20 protein-coding genes are annotated in these 19,216 nt (G+C 40.7%); 5 read left to right on the top strand and 15 right to left on the bottom strand.

Annotated elements, in window-relative coordinates:
- Positions 1-137: 137 nt before the first annotated feature.
- The 5 genes from H6G57_RS14520 to H6G57_RS14500 form a co-directional block, all read right to left on the bottom strand.
- Positions 138-608, bottom strand: coding sequence for a chemotaxis protein CheW (locus H6G57_RS14520; protein ID WP_190519680.1), 471 nt, complete (start codon positions 606-608; stop codon positions 138-140).
- A 112-nt stretch (positions 609-720) separates the two neighbouring features.
- Positions 721-2,826 (bottom strand): chemotaxis protein CheA, encoded by a 2,106-nt coding sequence (locus tag H6G57_RS29625; protein ID WP_190519679.1) that lies wholly within the window; start codon positions 2,824-2,826, stop codon positions 721-723.
- An 85-nt stretch (positions 2,827-2,911) separates the two neighbouring features.
- Entirely contained in the window at positions 2,912-3,331 is a 420-nt protein-coding gene (locus H6G57_RS14510; RefSeq protein ID WP_242048979.1) for a response regulator, read from the bottom strand.
- Positions 3,332-3,703: 372 nt separating this feature from the next.
- Positions 3,704-4,636, bottom strand: coding sequence for an isoaspartyl peptidase/L-asparaginase (locus H6G57_RS14505; protein ID WP_190519677.1), 933 nt, complete (start codon positions 4,634-4,636; stop codon positions 3,704-3,706).
- Between the two features lie 33 nt (positions 4,637-4,669).
- On the bottom strand, positions 4,670-4,843 hold the full coding sequence (locus H6G57_RS14500) for a DUF2256 domain-containing protein (RefSeq protein WP_190519676.1): 174 nt from the start codon (positions 4,841-4,843) through the stop codon (positions 4,670-4,672).
- Positions 4,844-4,890: 47 nt separating this feature from the next.
- Between H6G57_RS14500 and H6G57_RS14495 the strand changes: the two genes are divergently transcribed.
- Both H6G57_RS14495 and H6G57_RS14490 read left to right on the top strand, forming a co-directional pair.
- The gene (locus tag H6G57_RS14495; RefSeq protein ID WP_190519674.1) at positions 4,891-5,691 is read left to right on the top strand and encodes an RNA methyltransferase; all 801 of its coding nucleotides are present in this window, start codon (positions 4,891-4,893) and stop codon (positions 5,689-5,691) included.
- 126 nt (positions 5,692-5,817) lie between these two features.
- Positions 5,818-7,335 carry a serine hydrolase gene (locus tag H6G57_RS14490; RefSeq protein ID WP_190519672.1) on the top strand — a complete coding sequence of 506 codons (1,518 nt, stop codon included), beginning with the start codon at positions 5,818-5,820 and terminating at the stop codon, positions 7,333-7,335.
- Between the two features lie 66 nt (positions 7,336-7,401).
- On the opposite strand, the gene H6G57_RS14485 is transcribed toward H6G57_RS14490, so the two are convergent.
- The 7 genes from H6G57_RS14485 to H6G57_RS14455 all read right to left on the bottom strand — a co-directional run bounded on the left by H6G57_RS14485 (position 7,402) and on the right by H6G57_RS14455 (position 15,821).
- The gene (locus H6G57_RS14485) at positions 7,402-7,977 is read right to left on the bottom strand and encodes a Uma2 family endonuclease (RefSeq protein WP_190519670.1); all 576 of its coding nucleotides are present in this window, start codon (positions 7,975-7,977) and stop codon (positions 7,402-7,404) included.
- 232 nt (positions 7,978-8,209) lie between these two features.
- Positions 8,210-8,749: a hypothetical protein gene (locus H6G57_RS14480; RefSeq protein ID WP_190519668.1), complete on the bottom strand. Its 540-nt coding sequence runs from the start codon at positions 8,747-8,749 to the stop codon at positions 8,210-8,212.
- A gap of 75 nt (positions 8,750-8,824) precedes the next feature.
- Positions 8,825-9,349, bottom strand: a complete 525-nt coding sequence (locus tag H6G57_RS14475) for a hypothetical protein (RefSeq protein ID WP_190519666.1) — start codon at positions 9,347-9,349, stop codon at positions 8,825-8,827.
- A gap of 38 nt (positions 9,350-9,387) precedes the next feature.
- Positions 9,388-9,963: a Uma2 family endonuclease gene (locus tag H6G57_RS14470; RefSeq protein WP_190519664.1), complete on the bottom strand. Its 576-nt coding sequence runs from the start codon at positions 9,961-9,963 to the stop codon at positions 9,388-9,390.
- A 538-nt stretch (positions 9,964-10,501) separates the two neighbouring features.
- The gene (locus H6G57_RS29030; protein WP_242048978.1) at positions 10,502-13,435 is read right to left on the bottom strand and encodes an SUMF1/EgtB/PvdO family nonheme iron enzyme; all 2,934 of its coding nucleotides are present in this window, start codon (positions 13,433-13,435) and stop codon (positions 10,502-10,504) included.
- 95 nt (positions 13,436-13,530) lie between these two features.
- The gene (locus H6G57_RS14460) at positions 13,531-14,526 is read right to left on the bottom strand and encodes a MoxR family ATPase (RefSeq protein WP_190519662.1); all 996 of its coding nucleotides are present in this window, start codon (positions 14,524-14,526) and stop codon (positions 13,531-13,533) included.
- Positions 14,502-15,821, bottom strand: coding sequence for a hypothetical protein (locus tag H6G57_RS14455; RefSeq protein ID WP_190519660.1), 1,320 nt, complete (start codon positions 15,819-15,821; stop codon positions 14,502-14,504). The genes H6G57_RS14460 and H6G57_RS14455 overlap by 25 nt, the downstream gene beginning before the upstream one ends.
- A gap of 212 nt (positions 15,822-16,033) precedes the next feature.
- Here H6G57_RS14455 and H6G57_RS14450 point away from each other — a divergent pair, with 212 nt between their 5' ends.
- The 3 genes from H6G57_RS14450 to H6G57_RS14440 all read left to right on the top strand — a co-directional run bounded on the left by H6G57_RS14450 (position 16,034) and on the right by H6G57_RS14440 (position 17,963).
- Positions 16,034-16,699 (top strand): VWA domain-containing protein, encoded by a 666-nt coding sequence (locus H6G57_RS14450; protein ID WP_190519658.1) that lies wholly within the window; start codon positions 16,034-16,036, stop codon positions 16,697-16,699.
- A 4-nt stretch (positions 16,700-16,703) separates the two neighbouring features.
- The gene (locus H6G57_RS14445) at positions 16,704-16,898 is read left to right on the top strand and encodes a hypothetical protein (RefSeq protein ID WP_190519656.1); all 195 of its coding nucleotides are present in this window, start codon (positions 16,704-16,706) and stop codon (positions 16,896-16,898) included.
- Positions 16,899-16,970: 72 nt separating this feature from the next.
- Positions 16,971-17,963, top strand: a complete 993-nt coding sequence (locus H6G57_RS14440; protein WP_190519654.1) for a hypothetical protein — start codon at positions 16,971-16,973, stop codon at positions 17,961-17,963.
- Positions 17,964-18,153: 190 nt separating this feature from the next.
- On the opposite strand, the gene H6G57_RS14435 is transcribed toward H6G57_RS14440, so the two are convergent.
- From H6G57_RS14435 to H6G57_RS14425, 3 genes are all read right to left on the bottom strand, one after another.
- Positions 18,154-18,417 (bottom strand): Txe/YoeB family addiction module toxin, encoded by a 264-nt coding sequence (locus H6G57_RS14435; RefSeq protein ID WP_190519652.1) that lies wholly within the window; start codon positions 18,415-18,417, stop codon positions 18,154-18,156.
- Positions 18,392-18,682, bottom strand: coding sequence for a hypothetical protein (locus tag H6G57_RS14430; protein WP_190519650.1), 291 nt, complete (start codon positions 18,680-18,682; stop codon positions 18,392-18,394). The genes H6G57_RS14435 and H6G57_RS14430 overlap by 26 nt, the downstream gene beginning before the upstream one ends.
- A gap of 142 nt (positions 18,683-18,824) precedes the next feature.
- Positions 18,825-19,157, bottom strand: coding sequence for a 2Fe-2S iron-sulfur cluster-binding protein (locus H6G57_RS14425; RefSeq protein WP_190519649.1), 333 nt, complete (start codon positions 19,155-19,157; stop codon positions 18,825-18,827).
- Positions 19,158-19,216: the final 59 nt, after the last annotated feature.

Genomic DNA, 19,216 nt, shown 5'->3' with positions numbered 1-19,216 from the left:
GCGGAGTGCGGAGTGCGGAGTACGAAGAAATAACGCGCCCCGCACTCCGTACCTCGCACTTCGCACTCTTACTGATAACCGATAACTGGTACAGACGTGCCTTGGCGAAGCCATGCCGTAAGGCTTTTGGCCCGTCTCTACACTGATGACTGATGACTGATAACTGATGACTGATTGATCAGTAATTCTTCAACATTGAGAATCAAGATAACTCGTTGTCCTAAGGTGGCAATTCCCGCTAAATATCGACCGCTTAAATTAGAGATTCCTTCGGGTGGGGGTTGAATAGTTTGCTCTGGGATTGCGATAAATTCCCTAGCCGTATCTACAATTAATCCAACGGTACGATGATGGGAATGAATCACAATTAAACGAGTTCGTAGATTATAAGAGGTTTTCTCCAGTCCAAATCGGACTCGTAAATTAATGGCGGGAATGACTTGTCCCCTCGAAAAAACAACTCCTTCCACAAAGGGTAAAGTGTTAGGAACGGGGGTAATTTGTTCAATCATTTCCATTTGCTGCACAATTTGAGAGGGAATGCCAAAGGTTGTATCAGCTAGTTCAAATAAAATATAGGGTTGAGTTGAAGTTAAGACGTCTGACATACGAATTACGAATTACGAATACTGGTACAGACGTGCCATGGCACGTCTCTACTGATAACTGATAACTGATAACTGATAACTGATAACTGATAACTAAGGTTGACGGTTAAAATCAAGCAAACGTGGCAAGTCGGACTAAAGCACCCACATCTAAAATTAAAACCACCCGGCGATCTCCAAGTTCTGTGGCTCCAGCTATTCCTGTCACTTGGACAAAGGGATCGGTTAAGGGTGTGACTACAATTTCTCGTAGTCCCGTCACCCGATCCACGACTAAAGCGACGGTATTTTCTCCACTTCCGACCACAATCATCATTAAGGATGAGGGTTCTAGGGAACACAAGGGCGGGTTTGACTGGGGATAGGTGGCAGAAAGGGGGAAAATTGAGGCTAGACGGATCACGGGTAAAACCGTGTTGCGATAGCTGACAATTTCGTTCTTCTCAAACGAAATAATTTGGGATGTCGAAACTTCTAGCACTTCCAGCACCGCCGCTTGGGGAATAGCAAAGGTTTGTTGAGATACAGAAATAATCAAAGCATCTGTAATTGCTAAGGTGAGGGGAAGTTGAATCGTAAATCGAGTTCCTTGACCTTTATGGGTATCTAAACTCAGGAACCCCCCTAACTCCTGAACGGTATTTTTAACAATTGACATCCCTACCCCCCGTCCCGACACTAAATCCACTTCATTTTTAGTGGAAAATCCGGCACTGCACAGAATATCTAATAACGCCATCATATTATATTGATCGGGCTTTGCGACTTCCCCATGTTTGTTTTCCAGCAGAGAAACAAAGGATCGAGTTTCAGTGAGTTGGGTCTGGGTCGTGACTCGTTCAATAACGGTTTCAACATCAACACCGCGACCATCATCTTCAATTTCAATCACGACGGTTTCCCCAGAGGTTGTTGCCCGCAGTTTCAGGGTTCCCTGGGGCGGTTTCCCGGCTTCGAGGCGCTCTTGGGGAGATTCAATTCCATGACTGACGGCATTTCGCACCAGATGTAATAGGGGGTCAAGCATTCGTTCGACCACGAATTTATCAATTTCGGTTTCCTGTCCACTCATTTCCAGAGTGACTTGTTTTTCACTGGCCCGCACTAAATCCCGAACGACAAATTGCATCCGAGCAAAAATCTCACCAATGGGAACTAAACGGACTTGCATCACCCCTTGACGCAGATCTCGTAATTGTCGTTCTAGCATTAAGTTAATTTCTTGTAGGGCTCGAATTTGAGGGGAGGGAAGATAGGACGTGATGGATTTGAAATGATCCTCTAAACGGGCACGACTCATGACCAAATCCCCCACCATTCGCATCAAATCATCCAGTTTCGGTAAATCTACACGCACCACATTGGAGGAGGGGGAAAGGGGCAGGGGGGAAGGGGAGAGGGGGAGAGGGGGAGCGGGGGGAATTGGGTGATCTTCTTCGGGTGGGGTCGCTTCCGGGTCTGCTGTTTCTGGTTTCCTTCCTTTTAAGTAAAGCTGCCAGGTTAAGCCCGGTTGCTCGGTTTCTGGAAAGGGAATTTCTGGCAAAGTGGTGGCGAGGATGAAATCAAATAGAATTTTGTTGCCCTCACTCATGCGAGGTGCAGTATAAATTAATTGACCGAAGGTTTGTAAGTGTTCTCGAATTGTATTAACTCGGATTCCCTGTTCTGAGAGTTGGGTACTCGGTGAGAATACAAAGTGCCAAAGGGTTTCGCCGTTGTTAATTGCGGTGTTGAATGTTTCTTGTTCTTGGGGTTTGAGTTTGAATTCTACCGGGGTAACCAGGCCAGATAAGGGGTTTTCGACGTTTTCGTTAGGAATAACCGCCCTCAGTTGGGTGCTAATGTCGGTAATATCGGGGGGTGGGGTTTGAGTTCGGTGACAAGTTATGACTTGTTCTAGAAGTTTTGTACCCGCAATTAAAGCATCAAATCCGTCAGAAGATAGAGCTATTTTTTGATCCCGTAAGACTCGTAAATAGCTTTCCATTTGATGGGCTAATTCTTCCGCGAGTCCCACTCCGACCATTCCTGATAATCCTTTGATGGAATGGAAACAACGAAATAATTCATTGAGGTGAGAGCGCTCAATCTGGGATTGATTAATCCAGGATTCTAGGGTTAGAAGTTCTCGTCTGATGACGGCTAAATGTTCTTCGCATTCTGCAAAATAATCTTCTAGGAAATCCTCGAAAAAATTTTTGTTAGGCGGATTGGACACAATGGAAGTTTCCTCACAAGAATGATATTAATATTTCTCATGAAAAGTAGGATTTGGGTTTGATTGACTTAGAAATAAAATCCCTTCACACTGAAACTGAAGTTAGTAACTGGCGAATTTCACTCGCTAAGAATTTAGGCTCAAAGGGTTTGGTTAAATAACAAGCTGCACCTGCGGCAATGGCTTTACTCCGACTATTTTCATCACCCTTAGTTGTCAGAATCACAATCGGTGTATCGTGATAACTGGGATGTCCTAAAACAAATTTTAGAACTTCTAACCCGTGCATATCGGGCATATTCAAATCCAATATCATCAAATCAAAGGGAGCCACTTCCAGTTGTTCAATTGCTTCTAAACCATTCCCCGCTTCACTAAAACTAACATCAGTTAAATCTCGCAAAGACGCGATTACCATTTTTCGCATCGTTGCTGAATCATCAACCACTAAAATCCGTCTCATAATCCACACTCCTTGAGCGGATAAGGCAAGAATAGTTTGCATTCCTATCCCTCGTTTATTAACAGAATAGATGTAGAGCTTGGTATTTTGACAATCCCCAATCAGCACAGAGAGAATAGCTCGATCTTTTTATGATCTCTTCAGGGTGATGTTAAAGGATTCTTAAGATCAATCAAAGGACACTATTGCTTCCGGGTTAATCAATTTCTGCACTCTATCCTGCCAGGAATCAACGAGCATAGTAATTCGCAAAATAATCACACCTGAATTATAAATCATCCTCTTCTAGGAATTATGAATTGTGTTTGAAAAGTTAACAGAACTAGGTGTTGGCTGTTGACTGTTCATAGAGGAATGGGGAGTCAGAAGTTAAGGATTTCTCCTCCGCTTCCCCTTTTCTCCCCCGACTTCCTATCAATAAATCCCAGAAAATACTTGAGTTCCTTTCGGCGCTTCCAGGCTATCACCTTTGTTTTGACCGTCGTGAAAAGCAGCTAGAATCACATCACAGGTTTTTCCCCAGGCGATCGCACCCGTTGCATCAATGCCAATGGCCCCAAAATCCCGTTGACGCTCATGAGCTTCTGCAAAGGATTTGTCAAAGGCGGCTTTTAACGTTTGACCATCCGTGACCCGCGTTACAATTTTGGCAGCTAAACATTCATCGAGAATATCTTCCCCAATTCCGGTACAACTCACCCCCGCTTGATCCGTAGCATAATTTCCCGCCGGAGTCGCCGAGTCACTGACTCGACCGATGCGTTCAAACCCTTTTCCTCCGGTTGAGGTTCCGGCAACTAATTGGCCATTTTGATCCAAGGCGACAACCCCAATAGTTCCGGTTCCCGCAGGTTCGGAAACAACATTGGCCATACTGCGTTTAAAATTATCCTTACGGTCTTCTAGCCATTCTTGTAATCGTTGATCGGTGAGGGGATTATACAGAGGAAGTTGCAGTTCCCGTGCTAATTCAGCCGCCCCAGAATCCGATAAAACGTGATCCGAGGCATTTTGTAAGAAAACGGCTAAATCGATGGGATTTTTGACCCGTGAAACGTTAATCACGCCACTAAACCGTTTTAAGGTTCCATCCATTAAGGCGGCACTCATGCGGATTTGGCCATCGGACTGTAAAACGGAACCTGTACCCGCATTAAATCGGGGATCATCTTCGAGGAGTTGACAGCCGCGCACCACCGCTTCTTTAGCACTAGCCCCTTTCAACAGTAAGGCGTAGACTTCATCAATCACTTGATACAGGGATTTACGAACGGCTTCTAACCCTCCTTTACCTTGGAGAGAACTGCCAGCACCACCATGAATAATCAGTTTAGGTTGAACCACCATGAATGTATTGTAAAGTGAACAAAGATCGGGGTGTTATTGGGGGTGTTCTATCTCTGGGGTAGAAGAAGAACGACGACGACGGCAGCGTTCAGAACAATATTTGACTTCATCCCAACAGTTTGCCCATTTTTTTCGCCCGGTGAAGGGGCGATCGCAAACGGGACAAATTTTTGTCGGTAAGTCGGATTTGGATGGCACGCGCACCATGCTAAGTTATTGAAGTTGCTTGAATCTCGGTTGATCATACCATTTCCATGTCACAGACCGTTTCTGAGAACACCCGATTAACTTTCATCCGCATTGTGTTAGTTGAACCCGCAGGGGCGTTAAATGTGGGTTCAGTGGCGCGGGTGATGAAAAATATGGGATTAGAGCAATTAATATTAGTCAACCCCCATTGTGATCCCCTGGGGGATGAAGCCAAAAGAATGGCTGTTCATGCGGTTGATATTTTAGAACAAGCTATCATCGTTTCGTCTCTACCCGAAGCCTTAACCGGATGTCAACGAGCGATCGCAACCACAGCCCGATCTCGCTCCCAAGCATTACCCACTGATTTAGAAGAACCCAGAACGGTTTTACCTTGGTTATTAGATTGTCCTTCAGCTTTAATTTTTGGCCCAGAAGATCGAGGTTTAAATAATCATGAATTGAGTTATGCTCAACGATTTCTGCGTATTCCTTCCAGTTCTAGTTATCCGTCTTTAAATTTAGCTCAAGCTGTTGGAGTGTGTTGTTATGAATTACGATATTTAGCGTTAGAAATCCAACCCACTCCAGCACAGCCAATGGAAAGCCCCAACCCTTCTACCGTTCCCTTAGAGGTCTTAGAGGGATATTATCAACAGTTGGAAACCTTGTTACTTCGGGTTGGATATTTGTATCCCCATACCAGCAATAGCCGCATGAAAAAATTCCGGCGTTTGTTTAATCGTGCTAATTTAACGGGGGAAGAAGTGGCAATGTTACGCGGTATCTTAAGTCAAGTCGAATGGGCAATAAACTGTAACAATTTTGTGGCAATTGATGATACCCTAAAAGCGTCGCCCGATTAAGTTTAAACAGACCCCCCTTTCCTTGGCTCATGAGTTAAAGAAGAGGGGACGGTTCATCATCAGGTCGGGTGGAAAATGATTGCATCCTCTTAAAAACAGTCTTAAAATCCTAGTCAGGTGTTAGGTGTGGCTCAACGATCTCCGCGTCAGTCGTTCTTCTCAAAACTTTCTGCTTCTAACTCTGGCTCTGCGTCCTCTGGGCCAAAGTCCCGCAATGGCAATTCGTCGAAATCACAGCCTCGGCGCCGTTCTCGTGGTTCAACTCCTCCTCAACCTCAACCTGTTCCTCGTCGGGATCGCTCACCAGAGCCCCGTCAGAACGTTGATCCCAGCCGTTTAGAGTCTTTTGATCCCCTGGTTTCTCAACTGCGACAACAAGCTCCTAGGCGACCCAAATCTCGTCAATCTCCCTCTCAACCGGGTAAACGGCCACGCCAGAAAGTCACCCTAGCTTCGATTTTATCGTTTCTCAAGCCTCCGATATCGGGGTCGCAACGATCTCGGCGTTCTCCAAGGGATCGAGTCGCGACAACTTCGCTTCCCGGTAGACCCAGGGATCAATCTGTAAAACGAATACGGAAAAAACGTCGGGTGTCGCCGATGGTTTACGCCACTCGTCTGTTAATTTTAGGAATTGGAATTGGTGTGATTTCAGGGACAATTCTTTCAATTTTAAATGCGTTGGGACGTTCGAGTGCAGAAGCAAATCAAACCGTTAATTTAACCTTAGAACAGCAACAAAACCCTAATTCTAACCCGTCTAATACTCAAGTTCAACCGTTACAACTCACTCAAGAAGCGACGGATTTAAAAACAGCAATTCTGGCTTTAGCTCAGGATTCACCCAAGTTAAAACCAGGGGTATTTCTGGTTGATTTAGATACGGGAAATTATGTTGATATTTCAGGAGAAACCCCCATACCTGCTGCTAGTACCATTAAACTTCCCATTTTAGTTTCATTTTTTCAAGCCGTTGATGAAGGGAGAATTCGTTTAGATGAAATTCTGACAATGGAGGAAAAGCACATCGCGAAAGGGTCTGGAGAACTCCAAGATAAACCCATCGGTAGTAAATTTACAGCTTTAGAAACAGCTACTTTAATGATTACCAATAGTGATAATACGGCTACCAATATGATTATTGATCGTTTGGGCGGTATTGAATCGTTGAATCAACAGTTTGTTTCTTGGCAATTAAAACAAACTCAAATGCAAAATATCCTGCCTGATTTGGAAGGAACTAATAAAACCACCAGCAAAGATTTAGTAACGTTAATGGCGGAAATCAATCAAGGGAAGTTGGTTTCTGTGAAATCCCGTGATTTTATGTTAAGAATTATGCAGCAAACTCGTAATCGTTCTTTATTACCCAGTGGTTTAGGAGAGGGTGCTTTTATTGCTCATAAAACAGGCAATATTGACACAGTTTCTGGGGATATTGGCTTAATTGATATGCCGAATGGAAAACGATATTTAGTGGGGGTATTAGTTCAACGAGAAGAGGATGATCCCCAAGCCGAAGAATTGATTCGTCAAATTTCTTCTACGATTTATCAATATTTTGATACCTCAACTAACCCTGTTCCTAATTCCGAACCTTCACCTGATTCCGATGAAGTTCCAGACCAAAATGATCAACAATAAACCGTAGGGTGTGTAAGCGCAGCGCACGCACCCCTAAATTGTTGACTCACAAACAATAATATTATCTCAAAACAGCAATAAATTTAAACGAAACCCCGGTAAGATCTTCTCACCGGATAATTCTGTAGGAATATTCCTCAATTCTACAGGTTTTTCAAGGCGATAAATTTCAACTTGTTGCTGTTGAGGATTAATTAACCAACCTAATTGAACTCCTGCATCTAAATATTCTAACATTTTTTGACGTAAAGGTTCTAATTCATCCGTTGCTGACCTTAATTCTATGACAAAATCTGGTGCTATTGGCGGGAATTTTCGCCGTTGTTCAGGGGTGAGATTTTCCCAACGTTCTTTTTTAATCCAAGCCACATCCGGCGAACGATCTCCCCCATTGGGAAGTTTAAAAATTGTTGAAGAACTAAAAGTATAACCTAATTTTGTTTGACGATTCCAAATTACTAAATCAGCAATGAGATCGGCTTCTCGATTTCCACTTTCTCCCCCCACTGGAGACATAATAGTTAATTCTCCCTGAGCATTTCTTTCAAATTTTAAGTCTCGGTTATTTTGACACAATTGATAAAACTGTTCATCACTCAGATGAACCCTATCTAAGTTTAATATCACAGGACTAATAACCATATTGTTAGTCTCAGAATGCGATCGCTATTTCTAATTATACCCTACCCGTAGGGTGCGTAAGCGCAGCGCACGCACCACCCAGATTTTCTCTCAAATCAAAGACTATTTATTGGATAGAAATTCTATATCATAAATTCTAGCCAGCGAGGACGCTGGCACTGTCCTTAATATCATTAAATATCACTATATTATTGTAATTTAGGAATACTATGATTAAAACTCTCTGCTATATTTATTGCAACTTTTGTGTCAAATTCCAACAGCCATTCCGATGCTCAAAAATATAAGCACCTGGTTCTCCATAGGTGTAATCTAAATATTCTTCTCCGTCCCCATTCGGATCATAAGCATAGTGAGCCTTGATATAATTGACTCGAAAGGTATTATTATTGAGGCGAATCAAGTCTATTTCTAAGCGAGTGTAAGGACTATTATCAATCGTAGAAGGTACAAGTTGTACCCAACGGTAATCTCTGAGATCAATACTAAACTCATCATCTTTTTTGCTCAGAGTTCCTATCAGATAACTAGGATTTTCATAATCTCGGACTTCAATGATATCGGCTGTATAGGTTAAGCGTGTTTCGTTTCCTTGGTAATCTTTACCCCGAACAAAATTCTCAAAAAAACTTTTGTATTCATCCGGTAAACAATACTCTGGTAAACTCGAAGCTGTGACCATTCCTTGAGATCGATTTTGAGCGACAGCAGGGGAATTTTCATTAGCTATAATAACGCCAAGAGAACTTGCTAGAATCGTAACTATTATCACTATAAACTTAGTTGAAATTGGATGAAATTTTAGGGACATAAAAAATTAATAAAAATTGGCTATTATAATAGAATTTTAGAGTCCGCAGGTAGACACAAAAAGTCGTTCTCGAATGATTGACCAGTTCTGAGCCTCTATTGTTCCAGGTTGAAGTTTTTGTCCGAGCATTTGAGGATAGCGACTATAAAAAATCACATCTGCTAAATAATTATAAGGATTAGAATAAGAGTTAGGCATCCCTTTAAAATCAAAGTCCCAAAGACCCTCAACATTGCTAGATTCAAAAGGACAAGCTTCTTGAATAGGTTTAATCATGGGTGCAATTGCAGCCCGTAAGTTATTCCATTCCCGAATATAATCTTGATCTCTATTTGTCAGTTTCCGACCTTGTAATTCTGGATTTGCTTGATAGAAAAAATGATCAGTATACTGATCAATTAAATCGGCAGGAGCTTGGCGGGTAACTTGGGTTAACTCAGGATTGATAGAATCAGGAATTGCGCTTACAATTGTTACATTTGTCAATAATAAAGTACCCGATAAAAGACATAATGTAGAAAATTTTGAGGAAGTCAACCTGAAAGATGGAGTTGAGATCATAACGTTAATCAAAAAAGCTAGATTCTGACAAATCTTACCTAATAAAGAGATAAATTTAAACCAAACCCTGGTAATATATTCTCACCGGATAATTCTGTCGGTAAATTTCGTAATTCTACTGGTTTCTCAATTCGATAAATTTCCACTTGTTGCTGCTGAGGATTAATTAACCAACCTAATTGAACTCCTGCATCTAAATATTCTAACATTTTTTGACGCAGAGGTTCTAATTCATCCGTTGCTGACCTTAATTCTATGACAAAATCTGGCGCAATAGGGGGGAATTTTCGCCGTTGTTCGGGGGTGAGATTTTCCCAACGTTCTTTCTGAACCCACGCCACATCGGGGGAACGATCTGCCCCATTAGGAAGTTTAAAAATCGTTGATGAACTAAAAGTATAACCTAATTTTGTTTGACGATTCCAGATACCTAAATCAATGATTAATTCCGCTTCTCGATTTCCACTTTCTCCCCCCACTGGAGACATAATGGTTAATTCTCCTTGAGCATTGCGTTCAAATTTTAATTCTTGGTTATTTTGACACAATTGATAAAACTGTTCATCACTGAGATAAACGCTATCTAAGTTTAATACCACAGGACTAATAACCATACTGTTAGTCTCAGAATGCGATCGCTATTCCTAATTATACCCTACCCGTAGGGTGCGTAAGGCAAAGCCGCACGCACCATCAAGATTTTCTGTCAAGAAACCGGGTTTTTAATCGAGATTTTGATCCTAAGTATTAAGTTAACTCAAAAACCTGGTTTCTGATAGCTAACTGCGGAGTCGAGAAACCGGGTTTTTATCCAAATTTTGATACTGAGTATTAAGTTAACTGAAAAACCCGGTTTCTGAGAGCTAACTGCGGGGTCAAGAAACCGGGTTTTTATCCAACTTTTGATGCTAAGTATTAAGTTAACTGAAAAACCTGGTTTCTGAGAGCTAACTGCGGGGTCAAGAAACCGGGTTTTTATCCAAATTTTGATGCTAAGTATTAAGTTAACTGAAAAACCTGGTTTCTGAAAGTTAACTGCGAAGTCGAGAAACCGGGTTTTTAATCTAAATTTTGATGCTGAGTATTAACTTAACTCAAAAACCTGGTTTCTGAAAGTTACAAAACTTAATATCGTTTTTGAAAAAAAAATTTTTAAAGCTCGCTTCGCTCGCTAAGGGTAAAAAAAAGAGGGTAAAGGGCAAGAGTGCTAAAGAGCAAAGGGCTAAAGAGTCCACGCAGGCGGGGAGGAGACAACACGAAATCCGTAGTCCCCGTTCCGACTGTCCGGCCCCTGTCACGATTGGCACTGCGGCAATTCCTGGGATTGTCGTCCCACGAACCTCCGCGTATCACCCGGATATCATTCCTGTTTAATAAGTTGACTAAATTTTCAACGCTATAAATTTGATAACGATTATCATTATCATTCTCTTCATCCCAAACTTTTCCTCCTGTTGGTGCTTTTTCATAGTTTTCATGCCAAGGATCGGCGCACCATTCCCAGACATTACCATGTAGATCATACAATCCAAAGGCATTGGGAGGAAATTCACCGACCGGGGTAGTTTCTCCTCGATATTTCCCTTTCGGTTCTTCTGCATAGGTTTCAGTTCCCCGATAATTCGCTAAATCACTGGTTATCGTTTCTCCAAAGTAAAAGGGGGTTTGAGTTCCAGCGCGACAAGCATATTCCCATTGGGCTTCTGAAGGTAAACAATAGTTGCGTCCGGTGCGTTGTAGCAGTCTGGCACAGAATTCGACTGCATCGTACCATTGAACATTTTCTACGGGTCGGTGAGATCCCCCCCTAGCCCCCCCTTGAGAAGGGGGGGAACGGTCATCTTCTGAAGCCCCCCTTTCTAAGGGGGGTTGGGGGGGATCTTCTTTGAAGTTAGAACAGTCAGGATCAAGATCCCGTTGAATTTTAGGCCAGTTCGCAACGGCTTTCCATTGGGCTTGGGTAATGGGATATTTAGCCATGAAAAAGGGAGGGACTGTAACTTGATGTTGAGGACGTTCATCATCGTAACTGTCTTTTTCCGTTTCCAGTGAACCCATAAGGAATGTCCCCCCAGGAATATAAACCATGTCTAACGTGACTCCATTTCCCAGGTCTTCGGTGAAGTATCGGGCTTGTTTGGTTTCCCGCTTGATAATTTCCCCTCGGTTATTAACAGTAACGGTTTCAAAACTAAAGGTTTTCAGAGGAATGCGACCCAAAGCACTACCGGGTTTTGCCAGTTCAACTCCTGCTAGGGTGGCAATTTCCTCCTCACCTAAATGTTGTTCCCACTCCCGTTGGGCGTTTTCGGTTTCTCGACGAATACCTCGCGCTTGGGCTGCATATCCTTTGGCTGCAATTAATAACGGTTGATATTGGTCAGGTAAAACCGGGGATAGGGTTTCTGCTAACTCCGACCACTGGACTAACTCGGCTTTATTATTGTCTAAATAAGCTTGTTTGAGGATGTTTGCCAACTCCTGCACAGCTTTATCCTGTTGGTCAGTATAAGCCAAGGCTACCCACTGCTGCCGTTCATAAAGACTTTTTAACCAATGGGGAAGTTGAGGTTTTAGCTGTTTTTTTAGGTATTCAATCATAAAAGAAGATAATTCTTCTAACCGTTGTTCCCCTTCTTGGTCTTTAAGTTTGATTAATAATTGATTACGGATATCTGTTTCTATTTCGTAGAGTTCTATTAATTCTTCTTCAACAGGTTGGCAAAGATCTGATAACAATATATCTGCTACCGCATACCAAGGAAGTTTAGGGTCATTAGGGACTAAAAATTGTTTCCAAAGACGATAGAGAAGGTCTGGAGTTAAAGTTAGGGGAAAAGCAGCATGGCAAGCTAGGTTTAAATGGGAGTTACCGTATTCTTGGGTAAAGCTATTAATTCGACTGGTGGCGTCGAAGTCCCAGTTAAGAGATCCCCCCCAACCCCCCTTACAAAGGGGGGAGCTAGAGTTAGTCTCCTTAGAAAAGGGGGAGTTAGAGTTTTTTTGGGAAAAAGAGTCACCCCAACGTAGCCAGCGCAGCATTTTTGTATATTCTGAGGGGGTAAGGGCAAACATGGGGACTTGTTTGGGGTCAATTTTAGCGATATCCTCCGCAGTGGTATCTAACCAACGGTCACGGGGGAGAGGGTTTAACCACGCCACACGGGAAACGGTATCGGTGAGGAGGTTGAGAAATTCTACGGTTTCGTCCCAACGGTCAGGAACAGAACGCTGTTTTGCCGCCCCTGCATCACTCATAATTAAAGCAACGGTATTGTTAGGGGAAAATTGGGTTAAAACCGTTTCGATATCTTTCCCTTTTCGCAGTTGGGGGTCAAGATATAAGCTATCCGTTGGGCAGTTATGGAAATAGTAAACCGTCGCGCCTGACCAGAGGTTAACCCAATGGCGACAAAGGGGATGAAAGGGGGCCATTGACCCTTTTTGGTCAATTAGTAATAAGACTTTCGGGGGTATTTCTATTTTTTTGGTAGACGCAAAAATCGGTTTAATAAAAAAGCCATCTTTGGTAATTTGTTCTACGGTAGCGGGAATATCTATTTCCTTGAAAAAGGTTTTCGGACGTTGGAGTTTAAAGCTTTCCCATCCTTCCCTAAGTTGTTGACGACTAACGGGGAAATAATACCCTTCTTGCGCTATAACAGAAACCGCAGTTCCCACTTGCAAGTCACGAGTTTCAAAAATAACGTATTCTTCTGGTTGGTCTAGGTTATTATTATCGAGATTATCGGTATTTTCTAATTGGGTATTTTCCTCTAAGCCCCCCTTAATAAGGGGGGTTGGGGGGATCTTGCCACTATTTATAAGGCGGGTTGCGGGAATTTGATCAGGATTTTTAGGAATTAAAGCTTGCCAACAGTGTTCAAACCCACGCTGTTCTTCAGGAGATTTAACCCATACTGTTTGACAAAGGTGTTTGACTGCATCAATATTAGTTGGGTCTAACCCATCTGCTATCGAGAGTGTTAAGGCTTCCACTGCAAAATGATACTGGTCAATAGTTAGGCGAAAACCAGCTTTTCGGAGTTGTTCAAATAAGGTTCGCAGAGGGAAAGCAGTTGTCATTTTTGAGGTTAGAGATCCTTTTCTGGGGTAAGGGCGAGGCGCGCCTCGCCCCTACAGACTCGTTAAAATATGATTAATCAAATAGTGGGAGGATTTTAGATTGAATCCTGATAACTATTATAATCCTCATGACCTTTTAGTAACGTACTCGCTAGAGGAATTCCGGGTTTTTTAAGCCTTGCTTTAATTTCTTTATCATCTTTATCAGGATAGTCATAAAGGGCTGCAAACCAATCAATTAATTCACTGGTACTCACTTTTTTAGGGCGTTCATCGTCCTCCATTGCTGCTCGCAGTTTAAGGAATTTTTCTAAAGCAGGTTTAACAATTGTAGCCGGAGGATTCTTAAACCGACTATTAATAATTTCCGTTAGCCGTTTACTATCAGGAAATTCAACATAATGATATAAACACCGTCGCAAAAAGGCACTGGGAAGTTCCTGTTCTCGGTTAGAGGTAATAATAATAATTGGCGGTGCATCTTTGTTCGCACGTTCCCAACAAGGTTCACCCTTTTCGGTTCTCATTTCTTTAACGAGGAATTTCTGTTGGTCAATAGCTAATAATAAATCATTGGGTAAATCTTTATCCGCTTTATCTATTTCATCAATTAAAACAATAGTCCGACAGTCGTGTTCTCGAAACGCATAACCCAATGGCCCCCAGTTAATAAAATTTTCTGGGTAACAGGGGTTTATGTTGTCATCTGTTACCTTTTCTTTCGCTAATTGTGCGGCTTGAAGTCTCCCCACATAATCATAAGTATAAAAGCCATCTTGGGCTTTACTGGTAGATTGAATATTCCAAAGTCTATATTTCCATTGAGTCTCAGGATAACGTTTATTAAATTGATAAGCAACCGCCGCCGCTAACTGACTTTTACCACATCCAGGTTCTCCTTCTAAGAGTAACGGACGGTTAAGACGAATGGCTAAATTAACCGCTTCTACTAACCCATCACTGGGATAATAGGGATAAATTTGTTGGTCAACTAAATCACTCCATTCGCCGCCTTGCGCGGGTGGGAATTCTCCAGTTTCATCTTTTATATATTTAGGGTTAGGGTTTATCGGTGTGGATAGGTTTGCCATTGTCGAATTAAGTCCTTGGGTTGACAGTGAAAAATTTGAAATATGTCATTTAATAGTTGGTGAGTATCAATATCTTTTGTATTTCCATTAGGACTGGGAACAGAGCAAATACATTTCGTGAGTAGTGTATCCGCCTTTAACCGAGCTTCATCACCCGATTGTAATATTTTATGATTAAATTGTGAAGTAAATTTTGTGGCAATATTTAAAATCAGATCTTCTAAATCAGTTGGAGTAAATAGAGTTAAGGGTATTTCTCTAAGACTGGATTGTAAAATCTGACTGTCTTGCCATTGTGTTTGCCAATCATTTCCTAATCCTTTAGCAACTAAAAAAAGTAAAACTTTACCTTTTTGTGTCCTATCAACCCTTTCTAAAATTGTTTTCCAGCAGTTTTGAATAAAATATTCAAGTCGTTCTAAGCCGTAATCATCAATATGAATTACTAAGAACAAATGATGCCTGTTTAATTTATCACTTAAATATTCTGTTGAATAATTTTTATCAAATCTTCTTTTTAATTCTTGAACACTTAATCTATGATTAATAGTTTCTATCTCAATTTTTAACTTAATTAGACGCTGAATTTCAGATTCTATACGGTTTAATACCCAAGATCGACGCCAAGGGCATTGATGTACTAATAAAAATGCTTGAGTATAATCATTAATACTATTTTTTACTACTCTAATTTGAGAATCATGATTAAAAGTCTTTAATTCTGAAATGATCTCATTTATTTTATCTTCTTCTATTTCAAAATCATTAATTTTTTCAAAAAATAAGTTATAATCTTCTTCTATACCCAAAGCGTTCCAGAAAGCAGCAAAAACATCTTCTTCAATTTTTTGATCACAGCCTAAAAATCTTCGCCAATTAGCATTAGTAATGTTATAAAATCTAATTTTTCCTTTTTGTGGATAGATTAACTTATTAATTATTTCTTTCAAAGATATTTTTGGAAGATCATGATTAATAAAGTTTTCATTCACATATTCTATAACAATCTCATGAGAAGATAATCCTTGCCTATTTCTTGATTCCTTCTTGATAAAAACTTCATTTTCATTTATCCATTCTAAAAAAAAGCGTATAGGAATATCAGCATTATCATCATCTGCATTTCTCCTAAACCTCTTAGCAAAAGCCTTCCTAAATTGATGTTCACTCGCAAGCATTAAGGCTTGGTCACAACCTTTATCATTAGCAGCCCACCCCTTCTCGGTGTCATTTTTATGCTTATGGGCCTTCTTAATCATTAATTTTCCAGTGTCAGAAGCTTTCCCTCGCACCATGTCTCAATCCATTTACAGCTTAAGAGTTGTCACCCTGATCAAACCCTGATCAACGTTGGCTACTCATCTTTAGATCATGCCATCCTTTATTTATAGCTTAATCACATAGGTTGCAAACCTCAAGCTTGAAACTACATAGCCATACTGAGTTAAAGCGATAAAACGCCATTAATTCAGTGGCCTGTTGAGAGAACTTAGGAGGAGTTAATCTAATGATGAATAAAATTTTACAACACAATAAGGGGGTTTGCTCACTTGATAGGGGTATTCCGCCTGTGATTTTAGGTTTTCTTTTGATTTTAGTGCTGACTGGGTGCGAGAAATCAACGAATTTATTGTTAATCAGAATAACAGACGTTAGTGCTTCCGCCTTGAATGATTCAGCGCAGCAAAAAATCTCTAAAGATGCTTGTTTTGCGGTAGCAGATGTTGCTAAATCTGGGGATAAAGCCGCTTTAATTCAAGTCAGTCAAGATCTGATTGCATCTGATCCAACTGTCATCAAAGACCAGAGTGAACTGTATTCTCTGTGTCATCATAAACCTGAACCTAAAGGACAGGGAACCTATATTTGTCCGGCTTTAGAATTAGCAGCAGAAATGAGCGATCGCCATCCTGAAACTCTGATGATTATTCTACAAGCTCAAGCTAATGAACAGGAAGAATTTTGTCCCGAAACCTTAACGAATTTAGCTGATAAAGTTGCTTCCCGAAACGGGACGTTATTAGTGGTTGGAAGTACCAATGATGGTAATACAGGGTTTAATTCACAACTGTGGAGTAGTCTAAAAGACTTACCTAATACCCAATTTTGCAACCAAAATATCAGAGGTTGCGTTAAAGATTCAATTCAAAAAATTCGTTCTCATCAGGAGTAAAACTATGATTTCTAAATGGGATGAAGATGTGATTTTACAGGAGTTGATGGCTGAAAAGCTATTACCCAATCAACTCTCAATAATTTATACCCTTTACCCCGAATTATCTCAAAATATCAGCATTCTTGCGCCTTTAAAGTACGCACTAGAAATGAAACGAAAATATCAAGATAATTCGCCTTCATCTTTTAAACCCTAAACAGCTTGGGGGAAGTATTTCTAAACACGCTTTCCCCACCCTTCAAGTTCTAGTATTTTGAGGAATGAAACCATGAATTTGCAAAAATGTTCGGTACTTTTTGCCGTAACTTTGGCTGCTTTAATGAATAGCCGTGCTCCCTATGCAGCCTTAGCAGGCTTTCCTGGGGAATGGCGATTAATTTCTGCTCTATTAATCAGTTTTCCCTTAGTTTATTTCACTGAATGGGCAATTAGTTATTGGGTGGCTATTTCCAGCATCCAACAAGATATCCAGAATGATCAAACACAAATTAATCTCAAACAGAAAAAGGCACAAGCCACTGGAAATCAACTGATTGCAATTCGGGCTGAAGCAGAACAAGAGGTGTTTAATGCGGTATTAAAAGACTATCTTCATCAAACAACAAAGTTGTTTGTGGCGTTAGCTCTCACTCTTTTAATAATTGAATACGCAGCAACTCTTTTCTATGTGAGATTTCAAGGGGAAGATGGAGATTGGATTACCTACGTTGTGCCGTTATTGGGGATTGTGTTAACGATTATCACAGCGTTTTATAAAGGAAAAATTATTGATTATCCTCAATATAAACGTCAAATTGCTCAAAAGTTTGACCTCTATTTTCAACAACGTAAGAATCAAAACCTTCATACGATTAAAGACGCAAGCCGAAAATTTTGGATATTCGATGGATTAACCCAATATCTGTTAAACTATCCCAAAGCAACGCCTGAGCAAAAAGGCAGCAAGGAAAATCAACTTTGGATTGAACAACTCAAGCATGAATATCATAAAGTCTTAAAAGAATGGCAACAAACGATTCATGCAAAGGAACAAGAATTGAGTCAACCTCCTGTGGGTTTAACCAATCGAGAGGCTGAGGAAAATGTCATCAAACAGGAGATAAAAGCCATTAATGAGAAATTCCAATTAGAACTCCTTCAAATTCAAGATGAATTACAACAACGGGGCTATTCTATTGAATCCAATCATGGGTTATCGAATGGAAAGGTCAATCAGGGTTTAAATGCCAAGTTCCAGCTTAAACCCAATTCTAATCATTAATTAAAGTTATAAGGGGTTTCTTGATTATTCCAGAAACCCCATTTTTGTCTTTTTAATTAGGAATTCCAGACGCTTTCGGAACCCTGACCCCAGAACCCATCATATTTCTTAACTTTGATATCCCCCAAAACTTTTTCATTAGGGGCGATCACATTTGAGAAAATCTGTGAGAGAGCGAGCATCAATAACTTCATTCATCATAGTGAAATCGACAACTTAAAATGATAATTTCAGTTTCAGTTACTTCATACACTAAACGATGCTCATCTGTAATTCGTCGAGACCAATATCCTCTCAGTTCATACTTTAGAGGTTCAGGTTTGCCAAGTCCAGTAAAGGGTTGACGAAGAATATCATTAATCAAGGTGATAATCTTTCGATGAATTTTCTTGTCTTGTGCCGCCCAGTTGTTGAATTGTTCAAATGCCTCATGAGCGAATGTTATATTCTTCATTCCATTCCTCATGCGTAAAACTGACCAAGTTGGTCTTTGTTTCAATGTTTTGAATAGCGGTCATCAAGTGGTTACGATTGGCTTGAGTAGACAGCAAATACTCTGTTTCATCTTGTTTAATAGATGGGTTAGTATTTGTATTAAAAACATCTTGTTCAACTAAAACAATCACTTCAACAACCATTCCTTCTACTAACTCAGAGGTTTGAATCTCTATTTTGCCATCCTTGCCAACGACCACTTGCTGTTTAATACCACTTAGCATGATCAAACCCTCATGGTGCTATATCTCACATTAATTTGAGTTTAGCATAATATTAAAATAAAAGGATATTCTAATAGTTCAATCCAAATGCTAATTCAGTTAACATTTGGATTGAACGTTTTTAAAGTTTTTGAATTGTCAATTAGGAATTCCAGACACTTTCGGAACCCTGACCCCAGAACCCGTCATATTTCTTAACTTTGATATCCCCCAAAACTTTAACCTGACACGCTAAACGGCGCTGGTTCTTGGAGGAATGGGGAGGAAGAGAAAGACGGATTTTCTCTTTCCCTTGGGGTTCGGAGACTTCCCCTTCAATTTCCACGCAACACGTCCCACAGGTACCAAATCCATGACAGTTTATCAGGGAAGCTTGACCATTGTAGAGATCAACGCCATTCTCTAATAAGACTTTCCGCAGATTTGCACCCGGTTCGCAAGTGATGGTTTTTCCTTGAGCTTGAATTTGTACCATTTTTCCCTTAATAAAAGTTATGCAATGATTCTTAACTGAATTGTTACTTTTTTTCAAGA

Source organism: Planktothrix sp. FACHB-1365 (assembly GCF_014697575.1).
GTDB lineage: Bacteria > Cyanobacteriota > Cyanobacteriia > Cyanobacteriales > Microcoleaceae > Planktothrix.
The sequence above is the reverse complement of the archived record's forward strand: the minus strand, read 5'-3'. Positions and strand labels throughout refer to the sequence as shown.

Excerpts from the sequence above, each read along its gene's own strand:
- H6G57_RS14520 (WP_190519680.1), bottom strand. The coding sequence starts at position 608 with ATGTCAGACGTCTTAACTTCAACTCAACCCTATATTTTATTTGAACTA.
- H6G57_RS14510 (WP_242048979.1), bottom strand. The coding sequence starts at position 3,331 with ATGCAAACTATTCTTGCCTTATCCGCTCAAGGAGTGTGGATTATGAGA.
- H6G57_RS14505 (WP_190519677.1), bottom strand. The coding sequence starts at position 4,636 with ATGGTGGTTCAACCTAAACTGATTATTCATGGTGGTGCTGGCAGTTCT.
- H6G57_RS14500 (WP_190519676.1), bottom strand. The coding sequence starts at position 4,843 with ATGGTGCGCGTGCCATCCAAATCCGACTTACCGACAAAAATTTGTCCC.
- H6G57_RS14495 (WP_190519674.1), top strand. The coding sequence starts at position 4,891 with ATGTCACAGACCGTTTCTGAGAACACCCGATTAACTTTCATCCGCATT.
- H6G57_RS14485 (WP_190519670.1), bottom strand. The coding sequence starts at position 7,977 with ATGGTTATTAGTCCTGTGATATTAAACTTAGATAGGGTTCATCTGAGT.
- H6G57_RS14475 (WP_190519666.1), bottom strand. The coding sequence starts at position 9,349 with ATGATCTCAACTCCATCTTTCAGGTTGACTTCCTCAAAATTTTCTACA.
- H6G57_RS14470 (WP_190519664.1), bottom strand. The coding sequence starts at position 9,963 with ATGGTTATTAGTCCTGTGGTATTAAACTTAGATAGCGTTTATCTCAGT.
- H6G57_RS29030 (WP_242048978.1), bottom strand. The coding sequence starts at position 13,435 with ATGACAACTGCTTTCCCTCTGCGAACCTTATTTGAACAACTCCGAAAA.
- H6G57_RS14460 (WP_190519662.1), bottom strand. The coding sequence starts at position 14,526 with ATGGCAAACCTATCCACACCGATAAACCCTAACCCTAAATATATAAAA.
- H6G57_RS14455 (WP_190519660.1), bottom strand. The coding sequence starts at position 15,821 with ATGGTGCGAGGGAAAGCTTCTGACACTGGAAAATTAATGATTAAGAAG.
- H6G57_RS14450 (WP_190519658.1), top strand. The coding sequence starts at position 16,034 with ATGATGAATAAAATTTTACAACACAATAAGGGGGTTTGCTCACTTGAT.
- H6G57_RS14445 (WP_190519656.1), top strand. The coding sequence starts at position 16,704 with ATGATTTCTAAATGGGATGAAGATGTGATTTTACAGGAGTTGATGGCT.
- H6G57_RS14440 (WP_190519654.1), top strand. The coding sequence starts at position 16,971 with ATGAATTTGCAAAAATGTTCGGTACTTTTTGCCGTAACTTTGGCTGCT.
- H6G57_RS14435 (WP_190519652.1), bottom strand. The coding sequence starts at position 18,417 with ATGAAGAATATAACATTCGCTCATGAGGCATTTGAACAATTCAACAAC.
- H6G57_RS14430 (WP_190519650.1), bottom strand. The coding sequence starts at position 18,682 with ATGCTAAGTGGTATTAAACAGCAAGTGGTCGTTGGCAAGGATGGCAAA.
- H6G57_RS14425 (WP_190519649.1), bottom strand. The coding sequence starts at position 19,157 with ATGGTACAAATTCAAGCTCAAGGAAAAACCATCACTTGCGAACCGGGT.